At 47.6% G+C, this 16,816-nt stretch carries 15 protein-coding genes; 3 read left to right on the top strand and 12 right to left on the bottom strand.

What is annotated here, in order from left to right:
* Window positions 1-246: 246 nt before the first annotated feature.
* Both ACED36_RS10355 and ACED36_RS10360 read right to left on the bottom strand, forming a co-directional pair.
* On the bottom strand, window positions 247-1,269 hold the full coding sequence (locus ACED36_RS10355; RefSeq protein WP_241823958.1) for a DUF3080 domain-containing protein: 1,023 nt from the start codon (window positions 1,267-1,269) through the stop codon (window positions 247-249).
* 133 nt (window positions 1,270-1,402) lie between these two features.
* The gene (locus ACED36_RS10360) at window positions 1,403-2,773 is read right to left on the bottom strand and encodes an MATE family efflux transporter (protein ID WP_016962063.1); all 1,371 of its coding nucleotides are present in this window, start codon (window positions 2,771-2,773) and stop codon (window positions 1,403-1,405) included.
* Window positions 2,774-3,044: 271 nt separating this feature from the next.
* Here ACED36_RS10360 and ACED36_RS10365 point away from each other — a divergent pair, with 271 nt between their 5' ends.
* Complete coding sequence (locus ACED36_RS10365) at window positions 3,045-3,653, top strand: riboflavin synthase (RefSeq protein ID WP_017002715.1); 609 nt, start codon at window positions 3,045-3,047, stop codon at window positions 3,651-3,653.
* A gap of 97 nt (window positions 3,654-3,750) precedes the next feature.
* Here the strand turns inward: ACED36_RS10365 and ACED36_RS10370 are convergent, their stop codons facing one another.
* The 8 genes from ACED36_RS10370 to hutC form a co-directional block, all read right to left on the bottom strand.
* On the bottom strand, window positions 3,751-3,954 hold the full coding sequence (locus tag ACED36_RS10370; protein ID WP_016962065.1) for a CPXCG motif-containing cysteine-rich protein: 204 nt from the start codon (window positions 3,952-3,954) through the stop codon (window positions 3,751-3,753).
* A gap of 318 nt (window positions 3,955-4,272) precedes the next feature.
* Window positions 4,273-4,923, bottom strand: a complete 651-nt coding sequence (hxpB, locus tag ACED36_RS10375; protein WP_016962066.1) for a hexitol phosphatase HxpB — start codon at window positions 4,921-4,923, stop codon at window positions 4,273-4,275.
* Between the two features lie 103 nt (window positions 4,924-5,026).
* Window positions 5,027-5,893 carry a fructosamine kinase family protein gene (locus ACED36_RS10380; RefSeq protein WP_016962067.1) on the bottom strand — a complete coding sequence of 289 codons (867 nt, stop codon included), beginning with the start codon at window positions 5,891-5,893 and terminating at the stop codon, window positions 5,027-5,029.
* Window positions 5,894-6,100: 207 nt separating this feature from the next.
* Window positions 6,101-7,636: a histidine ammonia-lyase gene (hutH, locus tag ACED36_RS10385; RefSeq protein WP_016962068.1), complete on the bottom strand. Its 1,536-nt coding sequence runs from the start codon at window positions 7,634-7,636 to the stop codon at window positions 6,101-6,103.
* 9 nt (window positions 7,637-7,645) lie between these two features.
* Window positions 7,646-9,340 carry a urocanate hydratase gene (gene hutU, locus ACED36_RS10390; protein WP_371733213.1) on the bottom strand — a complete coding sequence of 565 codons (1,695 nt, stop codon included), beginning with the start codon at window positions 9,338-9,340 and terminating at the stop codon, window positions 7,646-7,648.
* Entirely contained in the window at window positions 9,340-10,344 is a 1,005-nt protein-coding gene (hutG, locus tag ACED36_RS10395; protein ID WP_371733214.1) for a formimidoylglutamase, read from the bottom strand. Before hutG ends, hutU begins: the two co-directional genes overlap by 1 nt.
* Complete coding sequence (gene hutI / locus ACED36_RS10400) at window positions 10,334-11,542, bottom strand: imidazolonepropionase (RefSeq protein ID WP_371733215.1); 1,209 nt, start codon at window positions 11,540-11,542, stop codon at window positions 10,334-10,336. The genes hutG and hutI overlap by 11 nt, the downstream gene beginning before the upstream one ends.
* Window positions 11,543-11,696: 154 nt before the next feature.
* Window positions 11,697-12,404 carry a histidine utilization repressor gene (hutC, locus tag ACED36_RS10405; RefSeq protein WP_017002721.1) on the bottom strand — a complete coding sequence of 236 codons (708 nt, stop codon included), beginning with the start codon at window positions 12,402-12,404 and terminating at the stop codon, window positions 11,697-11,699.
* A gap of 281 nt (window positions 12,405-12,685) precedes the next feature.
* Between hutC and ACED36_RS10410 the strand changes: the two genes are divergently transcribed.
* Window positions 12,686-13,897 (top strand): glycerophosphodiester phosphodiesterase family protein, encoded by a 1,212-nt coding sequence (locus ACED36_RS10410; protein WP_016962073.1) that lies wholly within the window; start codon window positions 12,686-12,688, stop codon window positions 13,895-13,897.
* Between the two features lie 86 nt (window positions 13,898-13,983).
* Here ACED36_RS10410 and ACED36_RS10415 read toward each other — a convergent pair whose 3' ends face one another.
* Together ACED36_RS10415 and ACED36_RS10420 are read right to left on the bottom strand one after the other, a co-directional pair.
* Window positions 13,984-14,799 (bottom strand): hypothetical protein, encoded by an 816-nt coding sequence (locus tag ACED36_RS10415; protein ID WP_016962074.1) that lies wholly within the window; start codon window positions 14,797-14,799, stop codon window positions 13,984-13,986.
* Between the two features lie 639 nt (window positions 14,800-15,438).
* A complete protein-coding gene (locus tag ACED36_RS10420; protein WP_017002724.1) occupies window positions 15,439-15,873 on the bottom strand; it encodes a hypothetical protein in 435 nt (144 codons plus the stop codon).
* Between the two features lie 236 nt (window positions 15,874-16,109).
* On the opposite strand from ACED36_RS10420, the gene ACED36_RS10425 reads away from it, so the two are divergent.
* Complete coding sequence (locus ACED36_RS10425) at window positions 16,110-16,568, top strand: RNA methyltransferase (RefSeq protein ID WP_016962077.1); 459 nt, start codon at window positions 16,110-16,112, stop codon at window positions 16,566-16,568.
* Window positions 16,569-16,816 lie beyond the last annotated feature (248 nt).

Raw genomic sequence — 16,816 nt, forward strand, 5'->3', positions numbered from 1 at the left:
GAACTGCCGACCCCTGCCATGTCAAGGCAGTACTCTAACCAACTGAGCTATAGACGCATACCGTGCTGAACTTCAGCGAAGCTTTCCGTGAAAGCGGGGTGAATATTAGCGAGTAGGAGGAACGCGCGCAAGCGTAAAACCTGACTTTTTTGTGCTTCTGCGTTCGTTTGACGATTTGGTGAACAAATTGGTGCCTCTGTGTACACGAAAGCTCAAGTATTTGGTTTCTGAGAAGTAAGGCTCAGTCTATTTTTTCGCCTGATTGCCTACTTGTAGCTGACAACGTTTGAAAAGGCGTTGCCAGTACCCGACGTGATTTTTGATGGATAGCTGAAACTCTTGATAATGAGCGCCACCCAGATAGGCATCGCTATACGCTAAAAATGGCGTTGTTTTAGGCAGTTGTCCATCCAATGCCTCAAGAGCCGGTTGTACATCAAGGTATAGACTGTTGATTTTGGAAAGATAGGGCTGTATGTCACCCACGAAAAACGTGTCAAAAACATTTCGCAGATAATTGAGTCGTGTTTTGTCGCGGTTGGCTCCGCAAATCACTTGGCTATCATCGCGCTCAAGTTGCTGTGTGATGGTGTTTAGCCAGCGCGTACTTTCATCCATGGAATAAAACAACGCACCGAGATAGCGCTGTTTTTCGATCGGTTCTTGCATGGCGATGATATTGAGGTTGGAACTGGGCGATATAATCGCATTGGTGTATGCAGTGATGGCGAGCAAGGCATCGCTATGTGGAAGAGGGGCTTCAGGCGGGATCATTGTCGAGCTTGGCGGTGTGAGCTGTTTTCGCCATGCATCACTGGCAACAAAGGTATTCCAATATACGGTTTGTATTTGACGTCGCTTATGCGCCTGAATCTCTTTTAATGTTGTAGTGAGAGTTATGTCTTCAACCAAGTCTAAACAACGTTCTAATGTACGGAGCAGTTTCACTTCGTAGTCCAATTGGCGAAACGCATCCTGAACTTTGCCAAGAATCGAATTTCTGTCTGCGACAAGTTGAAACAAGCCGCACTCTCTTAGTTCATAAGCATCCAATAAGCCCATGCGGACATCTTCGAGGGGAAAAACAAGATCCCGTTTCCTGGGTAACGCAATAACAACGGCTTCATGCAGAGGAAGTCGTTCGGTATCGAGTACATTGGCGAGTCGTTGTTGATAGTTGGAGAAGTTTTCCACCGCCGGATCTGTGCCAAAGCAACCATTCAACGTCGCAACTATCAGGGTATTCACTAAAAGGAGTGAGATCTTCAAGCCAGCAGTATTCCATTATTTCAAATTACTATTAACGTTTACGAAGTATATGAAAAGCAGGATCGAAAATCGTGGCACACAAAGAAAAATCCCGACATGACGTCGGGATTTGAGAAGTGAGGAAGCGTTACGATTACTTTTCAGCCATCGCCAACTGATAGGACTCAGGCTGCTTGCGAATCCAATGTAAACGCATTCCTAGCATGATCGCGGCAGACGTTAGGCCAACGATAATACCTATCCAGAAACCGTAGGCGCCCATTGGCTCCACGATCCAGTCGGTCATACCTAAGATGTAGCCCATCGGTACGCCGAGGATCCAATACGCAATGAACGTGCGCTCAAAAATAGCGCGCATGTCTTTGTAACCGCGCAATGCACCCGCAGCGACCACTTGGATGGAATCGGTACATTGATAAATAGCTGCCAGCAACATCAGATTCGCAGCAATGGTGACAACCTCTGTATTCTTAGTATAGAGGTGAATAATAGGCTCTCGCAACAACACGGTGAGTGCTGCCGTGATCAACGCGGTGCCAAAACCAATCAGAATACCGAGTTTAGCGGCGCGTGCTGCACCCTCTATAGAGCGTTCGCCCAACTGATGACTAACACGAATGCTTACTGCCGTTGCCAAGCTCATTGGCAACATGAACACCATGGATGAAAAGTTGATCGCAACTTGGTGTGCTGCGACAACCATTGAGCCTAGAGGCGCAATCAGAAGGGCAACAACGGCAAACAGAGTGACTTCAAAGAAAATGGCAGCAGCAACAGGCAAGCCCATTTTGAAAATACGCCAAAGCGCTGGAACGTCTGGTTTCGAAAATCCATTGAACGCTTCAACACGGTTAAGACGTTTGTTGACCTTGATGTAGATAAGCATTGCTACCAGCATCAGCCAGTACACGATTGCAGTTGCAACACCACAACCGACACCGCCGAGTTCTGGGGCACCGAATTTACCGTAAACGAAAATCCAGTTTAGCGGCACGTTCGCTGCCAAGCCGATAAAGCCAATCACCATTGCTGGGATAGTGAGGGACATGCCTTCGGCTAGGTTTCGTAGTGCTTGGAACAACAAGAACGCGGGTACGGCCCAACTGATGGCATGTAAGTAGCCAATGGTTTTTTCAGCCAGTGCAGGTTCAACGTCCATATAGTTAACGATGTAACCGGCGTTAATCAGCACCAAGATAATAGGCACGGACATGATCAACGCCATGTAGATGCCTTGTTGTACTTGAAACGGAATTTTACTTTGACGGCCAGATCCATGCAGTTGAGCAATGATGGGAACCATGGCAAGCAAAATGCCGATACCGAACAGTATAGAGGGCAACCAAATGCTGGATGCAACGGCAACCGCAGCCATGTCTGTGGCGCTGACGCCACCTGCCATCACAGTGTCAACGAATCCCATTGAGGTTTGCGCAAGTTGCGCGATAAAGACTGGGATCCCCAACTTAATGATGGATTTGGCTTCTAGGCGATAATTTTGCACCTATAACTCCGAAATAGAAAAGAGGCAGGAAAAAGGACAGCGAATTATACGCCTGCCGAGACTTTCGGCAATCAATACAACGGAGAAAGTACTACATATTTATATATGATGTTGACTCAAGACAGTGACACTGGCGTAAGATGTTGTTTAACGAGTTTATTGTTTGCTTTTGATGATGGACGCCGATACGGGCGTACTGTCACTGGGTATCAGTTTTCGCGATAGATAGAATAGACAAAGCAGCGCTTTTTATGGGTATCAGGGGGCAAACATGTTTACAGGAATCGTTCAGGCTACAGCCGATGTTGTTCATATTGACAAGAAGACAGACTTTCAAAGCCATGCCGTGCGCTTTACCGAAGAGTTATTAAAAGGGATAACTCTCGGCGCGTCGGTCGCACACAACGGCTGTTGCCTGACTGTCACTAAAGTGGATGGCGATCTTGTGTGGTTTGATTTAATGCAGGCGACGTTAAACCTGACAAACCTTGGCACTTTGGTTGAGGGTGACAAGATTAACCTTGAAAGAGCCGCCAAGTTTGGCGATGAAATTGGCGGCCACTCCATGTCAGGCCACATCATGTGCACGGCGCAGGTTTCAGATGTGATTGATAGCGAGAACAATCGCCAAGTGTGGATGGAATTGCCTCAGCACATAACAAAATATGTGTTTGATAAAGGCTACATAGGCATTGATGGCATCAGCCTTACGATCGGTGAGGTGAGAGATAACTGCTTCTGCGTCAATTTAATCCCAGAAACGATGCAGCGAACAAACATGGGTTGGCGCAAGGTGGGAGACAAGGTAAACATTGAAGTCGACCCGCAAACACAAGCCGTTGTTGACACAGTAGAGCGAGTGTTGGCGGCCCGCATGTAATTGCGTCACTATTTTTTGTTCTATTCGACGTGAAGCACGAGACGTAAAAAAGCCAGCAATGCTGGCTTTTGACGTAACCTATATGTGTTTGGGCAATTTAAAAAATTTGCTCGTCATCCGCGTCGACAAATAAGTTGATCGTCTTGTGCTGCGAGTCAATCTGCAAATTCAGGTGAATAGCGTGGCAGCAAGATGGGCAATCGTCATAGAACTCTTGGTCGCCACCACTTGTATCCAATGTAATGCGAATCTTGTGTCCACAATGCGGACAGTCGATCCCTCTTTCAGTATAATTTTGCATGTCCAACTCCCTATCTGAACCGCGAGCTTCTCAACATGATGGTGAAAAGGTAGCTGTTGCCTGAACCAATCATGTGTTCCCATTCTAAGAAATGAAGAATCTTTGCTCAGTGAAATAAGGTCAAACTATGACCCGAGACCAGAATTCACGCTAAAGCATTCATTTGCATAATGTGTTTGATCGAAATGATTTTCTGGTTGTTATGGGTTACGTAACTAAACGTTGCTAGGTGTGTGTGGGTATGTCGAATTGCGAGCGGGATTCAGAGAATGGATGAAAAAAGGGCGTAATTTGGTGAAAATCACGCCCAATTCAGTGTTATCGCGTCAATATTTCCGTGGTTAATTCGTTAAGCGACGTAAGTTTGACGTCACTGATCACCCAGCGAGCTTGGTCGGCAACTGCATGTTCTGGCACAACAATGGTTCGCATTTGCGCTGCTTTCGCGGCTAATAAACCCGTAAACGAATCTTCAAGTGCTACGCAATTTTCAGGGGAGATACCAAGGCTGTCTGCGGCATTGAGATATACCTCTGGATGAGGTTTACCGTACTTCAAATGCTCAGCTGAGTGGCATTGCTCGAACCAGTCTTCCAAATCCAGCGCTTTGAGCGTGGTTTCTATCAATCGAAGCGGCGACGAAGACGCCAGTGCAATACGAAGGTTGGCAGCTTTGCATAGCTCGAGAGCGTGAATCACACCTGGCATAATGGGCTTGTGAATTGCGACTAGTTCGATCACTTTATCCAAAATCATGTCACACACTTGGTCACAAGATGGGCCTTGCCAGCCTTGTGTTTCGTAATAGTGCTTAACGATTTGATCGATACGGATGCCGGTGGTGTCGATGGTGTCTTGTCGGGTGAGTTGTACACCCAGTTCACTCAGTACAGCTAACTGAGCGTCTTGCCAGAAAGGCTCTGAATTAACGATCAGGCCATCCATATCAAAAATTGCAGCTTGAATCATAGGAAATACCATCTGTCGGGCGGAAGAAAAAGCGCACAAGATCGAAAAGGGCGCCAATATGCGCCCACAATTTAATTCAATTCGATGTAACTCGTAAACGACTTTATTCAGTTAACCCCAGTTTGTTGATCAAAGCCTCTGTCTCTTCGAGATAGTGCCCGCCAAACATCAGGCAATGGTTGATCATATGGTAGAGATTGTAGATGTCTTTGCGCTGCTCAAAGCCTTCATCAAGTGGGAACACTTCGTTGTAACCTCGATAGAAGTCTTGCGGGAAACCGCCAAAAAGCTGTGTCGTGGCGACATCAACTTCTCGATCACCCCAATAACAAGCGGGGTCAAAGACAACCGGGCCGTTAATGGTCGCTGATGCGTTGCCTTTCCACAAATCTCCGTGAAGTAAGCTGGCTTTTGGTTGATGGCCGACAAGCCGGTCTTTTACGGCTTCAACGATCGTCTCTACGTCGCCAAACGACATACCACGTTCTTCGGCTAATTTTAGCTGCCACCCAATACGGTGATCCGCAAAAAAGTTAGCCCACTTTCTGTGCCAGCTATTTCGCTGTTCCGTTGTGCCGATGAAGTTATCAATGTCGAAACCGTATTCCAGTTGTTCACCCCACTGATGCAATCGCGCCATGTCTTTACCCAGCAAATAGGCGCTTTCGTCATCAAGCGGTTTCATGGGCAAATAATCCAACACCAATACAGCTTTCTCTTTAATCACGCCCATATAGATAACTTGCGGGACGGAAACCTCTGCACTGTTTGCTAAATGGCGCAAACCCTCTGCTTCCGCTTCATAGATTGGGAGGTTTTCACGTGAATTGATTTTGACGAAGAAACGAATTTCGCCGCTACTGATAGCGTAACATTCATTAATATCGCCACCGTCAATCGGCATTTTTTCTTCGACTTCAAACTGCTGACCGAGAGCGAGTGAAAGCTGAACAGAAAGCGAATGCCACATAGGGAACCTCTGCATTAAGCGTGCAAATTTGGTGTGATAACAAAATAGTAGCGCAATCTGTGCAGAGTGAGGTGTTGCAAAGCTTGCAATATATGATAGATATTCGGTTTTTGTAAAAAAATCAGCGAAGCCTTTACGGTAAAGGCTCCGGTAAATGTTCAGTGAGAGCTTAATCAGTGGCTTTTATAATCAAAAATACGGCTATGACTATCTGATGCTTGGCAACAACTGTGCTGGCATGAACTTGTTATGGCTGGCATTTTTGAGATGATTGTTGGCACTTTCTATGTCTGGCGCAAAGTAACGGTCTTTGTCGTAGAAGCTAACATGACTTCTTAGCTCCGCTTTGATCTGCTCTAGCTGTTTTGTGCTTTTTAGTGGCGCGCGGAAATCCAAACCCTGACAGGCTGAAAGCAATTCAATGGCAAGAATACCTCGTGTGTTTTCAGCCATTTCGGTGAGTCGGCGGCCTGCGAAAGTCGCCATGGAAACATGATCTTCTTGGTTGGCAGACGTAGGTAGGCTATCAACTGACGCAGGGTGTGCGAGTGTTTTGTTTTCGCTTGCCAGTGCTGCCGCGGTGACTTGTGCAATCATGAATCCGCTGTTAACGCCGCCATTGTCGACTAAAAATGGTGGAAGCTTGCTCAGACCACTGTCGATCAGCAATGCCATACGACGCTCAGACAAGCTGCCAATTTCTGCAATGGCGAGGGCGAGATTATCTGCCGCCATTGCGACTGGCTCTGCGTGGAAATTGCCGCCAGAAATAATGTCACCATCGTCGCTAAACACCAAGGGGTTATCGGACACGGAATTAGACTCAATTTCTAGTACGTCGGCTGAATTGCGGATCTGTTGCAAGCAAGCGCCCATCACTTGTGGTTGGCAGCGCAGCGAGTAGGGGTCTTGCACTTTTTCGCACCCTTGATGGCTGTTGCCAATTTCGCTGTCGTTTTCTAATAAATGACGATAAGCCGCGGCGGCGTCTATTTGACTGCGATGCCCGCGTACACGATGAATGCGCGGATCAAACGGGCGGCGACTTCCTAGCGCCGCTTCTACTGACAACGCACCACATGCTGTGGCGGATGCGTAAAGATCTTCCGCTGCAAATAAGCCTTCAAGCGCAAATGCCGTTGAAGCTTGTGTGCCGTTAAGAAGTGCCAGACCTTCTTTAGGGCCAAGGGTGATAGGCTCTAATCCCGCTATTTTCAGTGCAACAGCGCCAGAAATTATCTCGCCTTTATGTCTTGCTTGTCCTTCACCTAGAAGCACCGTGCTCATGTGAGCCAGTGGGGCGAGATCGCCAGATGCACCGACAGAGCCTTTCTTTGGAATACAGGGGTAGACGTCTGCGTTAATCAGCGTTGCCAATGCCTCAACGACGGAAAATCGAATACCGGAATAACCACGAGCGAGACTGTTTATTTTCAACACCATCATCAGACGGACGGTATGATCGTCCATGAAAGTGCCAATGCCAGCAGCGTGTGACAACACAATAGAGCGTTGAAGTGTTTCCAGATCCTCGGCATCAATGCGCGTGTTTGCCAACAAGCCAAAGCCTGTGTTGATACCGTAGACCACGCGCCCTTCGGATAGCACATTGGCGACAGTATCAATGCTTGGCTGCATGTGTTCTTTTACGCCGCTTGTGAAAGAAAGTTGTACGCCTTCGCGGCTGACCGCGCGAAGTTGTTTCAGGGTAAGTTCGCCCGGGGTCAATGTTAGTTTGTACATGGTTATTCCTTACTTAATCACGGGCACATTTGGGACATCAAGCAACGGTAAATCCAGTTGCTGTTCTTTGGCGCAGTTGATAGCAATGCCATAGCCTGCGTCTGCATGGCGCATCACACCTGTGGCCGGGTCGTTATGCAGTACCCGTCCGACGCGTTTGGCGGCATCTTCGGTACCGTCACAGACAATGACAACGCCAGAATGTTGCGAGAAACCCATGCCCACGCCGCCACCGTGATGGAGTGACACCCAAGTCGCACCTGAGGCAGTGTTCAAAAGCGCGTTCAAGAGCGGCCAATCTGAGACGGCGTCTGAGCCATCTAACATGCCTTCGGTTTCACGGTTTGGACTGGCGACTGAGCCAGAATCAAGGTGATCTCGACCAATAACGATAGGGGCTTTCAACTCGCCATTTTTGACCATTTCATTGAACGCTAAACCAAGACGAGCACGATCTTTCAAACCAACCCAACAGATACGCGCGGGCAAGCCCTGGAACTGAATACGCTCTCTTGCCATGTCTAGCCATTGATGAAGATGCGGATTATCAGGGATCAGTTCTTTGACTTTTTGATCGGTTTTATAGATGTCTTCTGGGTCGCCAGACAGTGCGACCCAGCGAAAAGGGCCAATGCCTTGGCAGAACAATGGGCGAATGTACGCAGGCACAAATCCGGGGAAATCGAACGCGTTCTCTACACCTTTTTCCAGCGCCATCTGACGGATATTGTTACCGTAATCGAGCGTCGCCGCGCCGCGTTCTTGCAATGTCAGCATGGCTTTGACTTGCTCTGCCATGGAAATTTTGGCGGCATTGACTACGCCCGCTTCATCAATTTTGCGCTGTTCGGCGGCGTATTCCATGGTCCAGCCTTTTGGCAGGTAGCCATTGAGTGGATCATGCGCCGAGGTTTGGTCGGTAACCACATCTGGCGTGATACCGCGTTCCACGAGTTCTGCAAAGATGTCCGCAGCATTGCCTAACAAACCAATAGAAATAGGTGTGTTGTCGTCGAGTGATTGCTGAAGCAGGGCTAAGGCACCATCGAGGTCGATGGCCTTTTTGTCGACGTAACCTGTGCGTAGGCGATAATCTATACGGCTTTCATCGCAATCGACGGCGATCATTGAGAAGTTAGCCATGGTGGCAGCGAGGGGCTGTGCACCACCCATGCCACCTAATCCGCCCGTCAGAACCCACCGACCTTTCGCTTCGCCACCAAAATGCTTTTTCGCCACAGCGACGAAGGTTTCGTATGTGCCCTGAACAATGCCCTGTGAACCAATGTATATCCAACTTCCTGCTGTCATCTGGCCATACATCATCAAGCCTTGCTTATCGAGCTCGTTAAAGTGCTCCCAGTTTGCCCAGTGCGGTACCAAGTTCGAGTTAGCGATCAAGACGCGAGGCGCATCTTTGTGGGTAGGGAATACGCCCACAGGCTTACCGGATTGAACCAACAAGGTCTGGTCATCTTCGAGTCGAGTCAGCACGTCAACAATTTTGTCGAAGCATTGCCAGTTTCTGGCTGCTCGGCCAATACCGCCGTACACCACCAGCGCATGCGGGTGTTCTGCTACATCAGGGTGAAGATTGTTCATTAACATTCTCAGCGGCGCTTCGGTAAGCCATGACTTGGCGGTAAGCGTTGTGCCTGTTGGGGCTTCTATAGTCCGCGAGAGATCCAGACGAGGGTCGTTCATTACATCACTCCTTGAGAATGGGTAGGGCCAGAAAGGCTGCGAGTAATTGTCCAAATAAGACGGGCAGCAAGGCGAGCAGTGTGGTTATCAATGTCATATCGCGGATTAAGTTCTGCGATATCGGCAAGGGTAAGTTTCATTGTTCCGTCGCTATTTTCAGCAGACAGAATGTCTTCAATTAATGACTCCACCAGTGGGTAAGCCACGCCATGAACGGCAGGTGCACTGACGCCTGGAGCGGTTGATGCAGGAAACACGTCAATGTCGATGGTGAGGTAAAGCGCATCGACCTGTGACATGAAACCCTGAAGTTTGTCTCGCACTGTCGATAGCGATTCCGCAGAAATATGCTTGTCTTCAATGGCCAAAACCGACAGTAATTCAGCACGATCAAAAAGAGCTTGAGTATTGCTGGCTCTGCTGACACCTATGCACGCATAGTGAAACGGCCAACCACGGTGTTGGCAGAAATCTGCAATCTGTGAAAACGGGGTACCTGAACTGCCTTGAGCGCTTTGCCCTGACGGCGCACGAAGATCAAAATGCGCATCAAAATTGATGATGCCAATACGCGGAGGTGTGGTCGTGTTTTTTTGTAGGCAGTGGTTGGCGAGCCCTTGAAACGTGCCCCATGCTACTTCATGGCCTCCTCCCACTATAATGGGGAAGTGCTTTTGTCTGAGAGCATCGGTAACGTTTTTTGCCAGTAGCTTCTGAGCTTTTGCGAGATCGTGATCGTCACAAGGCGTATTGCCGTTGTCGTAAAACGGACGTGAGTCGTACCACGGTAGGTTTGCCAACATTTTACGAACTTCATTGGGCGCAGCATATGCGCCGGCGCGGCCTTTGTTGCGTGAAACACCTTCGTCGCACGCAAAGCCCATCAGCATAATGCCGGGCTCGCTCGCTTTGTCAGCAGGTTGAATTTTTTGATGAAGCCGCGCACCTTTGTCACCGTCTTCTTCATCAATGCGACCTTGCCAAAGCGACATATCAATGGTCATTGGCTTTTACTCCATTGAGGTAGCGAGCATGGAGGCCTGTCACTCCAATCTGGTAGCTCAGTTCAGCGGGCTCGGAAAGATCCCAAACCGCAAAGTCTGCATCGGATCCGATGGCTAGCTGACCTTTGTTCAGTCCCAATGCTTGGGCGGCATGTTTGGTGACGCCATAAAGGGTTTCTTTGGGAGTTAGGCCAAAGAATGTCGACGCCATGTTCATCATCAGTGTCAGGCTGGCAAACGGTGAGGTGCCGGGATTGAAATCGGTGGCTATTGCCATTGGGACGTGATTTTTTCGTAGCAGATCAATAGGTGGCTTTTGAGTCTCCCTTAGAAAGTAAAACGCACCGGGAAGCAAGGTCGCTACGGTGTTGTTAGCGGCGAGGGCTTCCACGCCACTTAAATCTATGTATTCAATATGATCGACGGAGCGCGCGCCCATTTTGGCAGCAAGAGCGCTACCGCCCAGATTGGAAAGTTGCTCAGTATGACCTTTGATTTGCAGGCCATGTGAAAGGGCCGCCTCGAACACACGCTGCATCTGTATCTTGCTAAAACCAATGCCTTCGCAGAATACGTCCACGGCATCGGCTAGATTTTCTTCTGCGGCAGCGGGGATCATTTCATTGCACACCAGATCGATATAATCGTTGCCTCTTCCAGCAAACTCAGGAGGAAGTGCATGTGCACCAAGCAACGTTGTCGTGACGTGGATGTTTGCTTCTCGTCCTACCATTTTCGCGGCGCGAAGCATTTTCAGTTCGTCATTAACCGTTAGGCCATAACCACTCTTGATTTCTACAGTTGTGACGCCGTCACTAATCAATGCTTTTGCACGTGGTAACGCGAGTTCAATGAGGGATTCAAGACTTGCTTTGCGTGTGGCATTAACCGTCGCAAGAATACCGCCACCTTGTGCGGCAATATCTTGGTAAGAAACGCCATTGAGGCGCTGCTCGAATTCGTTAGCGCGGTTGCCAGCGAAAACCAAATGGGTATGGCAATCAATGAGACCGGGCGTGACAAGTCGATTCTCGAGTGAGACATGTGTGAAGCCGTCTGATGGCAATGACGAACCGAGGGCGCTAATAACGCCATTTTCAACCGCAATCATCATGTTTTCTTGCACTTGGTAACCTTGTTGTTCGGTTACGTCTGTGTGCAAACTGACGATACGGCAGTCAGTGAACATTGTTTTCATCTACAACTGCGCCTGTAATCAATATGTCTATACAAATGTATAGACAATTAAATCAACAGGTGCAAGACACTGTGTTACATGAATGTGATCAAAAGTGTAAATCTAAGTGGCCAGTGAGTGTTTTTGAGATATTTGTCAGCATCTTGTCGCTGGCTTAATCGAGAACGGCTCTCGCGCTGAGCTTGTAGCGATCGCCAGGGTGATACAGTAACGCCGCACTGATCAATTGGCCTTCACTCCACGTTCTTCTATGCAGTAACAAGCAGGGGTGTCGGCTGTCCATACTAAGGTGTAAGGCAACGTGCGGGGGAGGGAGAATTGCTTCAACAGTATGCTCTATCGTACTCAGAGGGCATTGAGAAACCAGATACTGATTGGGTGTGATGGTTGAAAAATTCTGCTTTAAGTAATCGGGAGCGTGTGCGGGGTTCACCCAACGTATTTCAAGTTGAATGGGCATATCATCGGCGAAATGTACGATTTCACTTTTGTAGACTTCTGACCCTAGCATCATGCCTAAACGCATGGCGACATCCTCAGGCGAACTGATGCTTTGCAGTGAGACAATCTCACTGTGATAGCGTTGCCCGCGTTCCTGAACTTCGTCGGCGATGTTACGAATATCCATCAGAGGACTTTCAGCTTTCTTTTGACACACAAATGTACCAAGCCTTGGTGTGCGCTCTAGCCAGCCTTCATTAACCAGATCCCTCACCGCTTTGTTAACCGTCATTCGGCTTACTGAAAATTGTTCGCACAATTCCGCCTCAGTAGGAACGCGTGTCCCTACTGTCCATTCTCGTGATTCAATTTTCTTCTGCAGGTATTCCTGAATTTGTTTAAAGCGAGGCGTAGCTGTCATATGAACACCGTGACTATTCGTATATACAAATAAGAGTGTATGACTTGGCGGCGAAAATCAAGTGTGGTTTTTTAAGGGGCGAAGAAGTTATGTGCCTAGCAAGTCAGGGTGAAGGTGTTGCGATTCAAAGACAAGGCTGAACTTAACATCCAATCGTCAAGCTTTTGTCTCAAATTAGTCATATTGAAAGCACAGAATGCCGTTCGATTACGGTTATATCGCTATTCTTATATCGCAAATGTTATTAGATATCGCACTTTACCCTCTAGGGAGAAAAGACCATGAAAAATATCGTCAGCTTTGGCGTTCTATTTTCGATATTCGCAACAGGCAGTGTGATGGCTGCCGACCCTGTCACTTTAGGGCCTCGTCCTTTTTATCTGGTCGCCGACATGGACAGTGGTCCGCTCAAAGAAAAGCTTGAAGCATGCTTTTCAAATTCACCGAAGAAAAGCACCTTCTCAATTGGTCATCGCGGGGCTTCATTGCAGTTTCCCGAGCACACGAAGGAATCCTATGTGGCTGCAGCGCAAATGGGCGCGGGGATCATAGAGTGTGATGTCACCTTTACCAAAGACAAGCAACTGGTGTGTCGTCATTCTCAAAACGATCTGCACACCACGACGGATGTGTTGGCTTATCCAAAATTAGCCGAAAAATGCACCGTACCATTCACGCCTGCCAATCCTCAAACGGGCGAGAAAGCAACGGCGGAATGCCGCACGTCAGATTTCACTTTGGACGAATTTAGACAACTCAAAGGAAAAATGGATGGGGCGAACCCCATGGCGACAACACCAGAAGAATACATGAAAGGTACGGCAGATTTTCGTACTGACCTGTATGCCAGTCGTGGCACCTTGATGACGCATGCAGAGAGCATTGCACTGTTGAAAAGTTTGGGCGTGAAAATGACACCTGAACTAAAAGAGCCCAAAGTTCCTATGCCCTACAATGGCTTTACGCAGCGCGATTACGCACAAAAAATGATTGATGAATACAAAGAGGCAGGTGTAAAAGCGTTGGACGTTTATCCGCAGTCTTTCAATACTGATGATGTGGATTACTGGGTCGCCAATGAACCTGAATTTGGTCAACAATCGGTCTACTTAGATTCACGTATGTACGATGATGAAAGCTGGAAGTCGTCGTTAAAAGACATGAAAGCGCTGAAAGAGAGCGGTGTGGGATATATATCGCCACCACTTTATGCATTGGTCACTGTCGATGAGAAGGGTAACATTGCGCCGTCTGATTATGCTAAACATGCCAAAGCAGCGGGGTTAGGCATCATTACTTGGACGTTGGAGCGTTCTGGTCATCTTGGCAATGGTGGCGGATGGTATTACCAATCAGTGAAAGACGTGATCAATAACGACGGTGATGTCATGACTTTGCTGGACGTATTGGCGCAAGATGTTGGGGTAGTGGGGGTATTTTCAGACTGGCCAGCAACCACCACGTTTTACGCAAACTGCATGGGGCTAGAATAGATAAAAAACGGCTTCATGCTGAATGCGATGAGGCCGTTTTTAGCGTTGACTTGGACGCTTTAAACGCCCAGATGTTACTTAATGGGTTACACCCACATAAATTCGTCAGCCACAGCTGGCATTGTTGTGTCACCACAACCACATCCGTTGTTATGGTCAGTTCCATGGCCCATATCAGTACTGTGACCAGTATCAGGACCCATTCCGTGGTCTGTTGCCCAACCCATGCCCATGTCAGCATGTGAAAGTTGATCGACCACGTTGCCAAACACGTGATTGTTGGTAACCGCCCATGCGTCGACAGCGGGCTCAAGGATGCCTTCGTGAATGACAGTGTCGAACACAAAGCTTTGAGCGTCATCTAATAGAAACGGTGCTTGAGAAATGTCATTGTGACCGATGATGCCCGTTAATAGCTCACTGGATGCTTCTGCGACCATTTCGAGTGGGATTTGAAGTAATTCGATATCATGCTCAAGGTGCATCGCAAGATGTTGATCAGCAGTTTCTACTATCTCACCAATACCATCTTTAATGATCTCGGGGATACATTCTGTATTACCTTCGCAAACGGCATCAACCACGTCACCTGTTGTTGAGATGACGGTTCCTGTCGCTTGACCAACTTGCGCTACATTCATCATAAAGTGATGTGTGACGATTTCGGCTGCATCAGTAACGCCATCAATGACTGTCGCGACTGCTGCGGTAATGCCGTTGACTATCGGTATGTCGGCGGTGGCATCAGCGATTTTATCACCAACGTCGCTAATAAATTCATCAACGACGCTGACTGCTGTGCTGACCACATTGGCGATCCCCGTGGTTACATCAGCAATTGCATCGCCAACGGCGCTAATAGCATCCCCAATTCCCTTAAAAAAGTTTGTAAACCATCCCATGATATTTTTCCTTAATGTTGTGAATTTACCTTCACGTTCCTTAGATGCCTCGTACTGCTTGACCGAGACGTTTAGATAGCAACTCGTCGAAAAGCGCCTATCTGAGAGAGCATCAGACATCGAGACGAGTGGCAGACTTTTTTATTGCGAATGACTAACGCAACGAGCATTAATTGATATCAGCGTGATAAAAAACACCATTCAATATTTTTAGAAAATACTGCAGGTGTCTTTGCTATATCGCAAGGTGCGCTGGGGGGTGAAGGTGTATATTTAACGATGCATTTTATGCAGGGGTCAGTTGTCTCAGATACTTGATGGTAGTGTGAAATATTATTGAAACATTAAGCGTGATGAGATTGTAACTATCTGTTATTGCTTGTTGTAATCAGCCGAAAATAGGAAAAATCTACGATTTATGAGGGCTTTTAACAGTTTGATATGAAAGTGAGTGGGTTGCCTAGGAAACTTTTGACGACGAGGTGAAGAGAAAGACATTCATTTATCAGTCGTTGTTGATGCCTTTTTTCGTGGCGAAGTTATAAGCCGGAAAAAGAGGCCTCTTTGACGAACGCCATGAAGGCCCAAGCGATAGCAGTGCAACATTAAATTCCTCTACGTAGACGTAGGGGAATGAGTTCACTTTGACTGCGAATCAATTTCTGACAGTTTCATCGCGTACTTTATATAGGCACGGCGCTCATCACTCGGCAGCTTACGATTCACGGCGAGAAACGAAATGAAGCTATCAACAATAGGCTCTAGCTGGGTTTGAGCGGGTGCATCACAATCAATGTACCTTGGTAAAAGCTTATGCATTTGCTCGAGTAGGCTCGGTGTAACCGTATATTGGCGGTCCATTACTTGCGCATTGGCAAGAGCGCTAGACATCTTACGAAATGCGTTTTGTTCTCTGTCTTGTTGAGTGACTTGTGTTGAACAGGTCTCTGCAATGAGCTGGCTGTAATGTAAAGAGTGAGAAGACAACTCGGTCTCTGCTGTTTGACTGTCAGCAAAAGCAAAGAAAGGAAAAAGTAGCGACAAGAACAGGGGGGAAGTGGACGTTGATGGCATTACAAGAAAATCTCTGTATGACGATTTAGCAAGCGACGTTTATACCATTATTTTATGTCTATTCCTTTCAAAACCCGCGGCTTTTAATCAAAAACATCCCGCCCAAGTGCTTTTTATTGCCTCAATACTTTGGCGTTTCAAAGACTGTTTTTTCCTGAAAACGTTTTTCAAGCAGCAAGGGCTTTCAGAATTCATGTAGAATGTCGCCAATTTAAATTTTGGCGTTATTGGAAAAAATGAAACAAGGTTACAGCTGTATAGGGTTAGTAAACCCAAAATCACCCGAAAATGTCGGTTCTGTTATGCGTGCTGCTGGCTGTTACGGTGTGAATTCCGTGTTTTACACCGGAACCCGTTACGACAGGGCGGCAAAGTTTTGTACCGACACGAAAAACAGAGTGTTAGATACGCCGCTTATTGGTGTTGATGATCTCAAAGCCGTTGTGCCGGTTGGTTGTATTCCAATTGCCGTTGAGTTGGTGGAAGGCGCAAAACCGCTTCCTGACTACAAACATCCTGCTCGTGCGTTTTACATCTTTGGCCCAGAAGACAATTCGCTGAAGAAAGAGATCACCGAGTTTTGTGCGGAAACTATCTACATTCCTACGAATGGCTGTATGAACCTGGCTGCTTGCGTCAATGTCATCCTTTATGACCGCATGGCCAAGGGCACGAATTTCTCTGGGCACCTGTAACTGCTATACCAGCATATTGACATTGCGTAGGTATATACAGGAAACAGTAGTGTATCCAACACAATGAAAAACCGTGGTGATTTGTTGATTTGACACAATTGTGTATTGATACGAATTGATCACGGGCAGGGGCGCGGTTACAATCGCGTCTCGCTTCAGGTGCGCCCGTTTTGATTGGTATTAAAATGAGCACCTAACGAAGCACTCTCTAAGACGTCTATTCAATACTCCTCGAGTTCAGACGCCAA

This window comes from Enterovibrio sp. FF113, from assembly GCF_041439165.1.
In the GTDB taxonomy this organism is placed as follows: domain Bacteria; phylum Pseudomonadota; class Gammaproteobacteria; order Enterobacterales; family Vibrionaceae; genus Enterovibrio; species Enterovibrio norvegicus_A.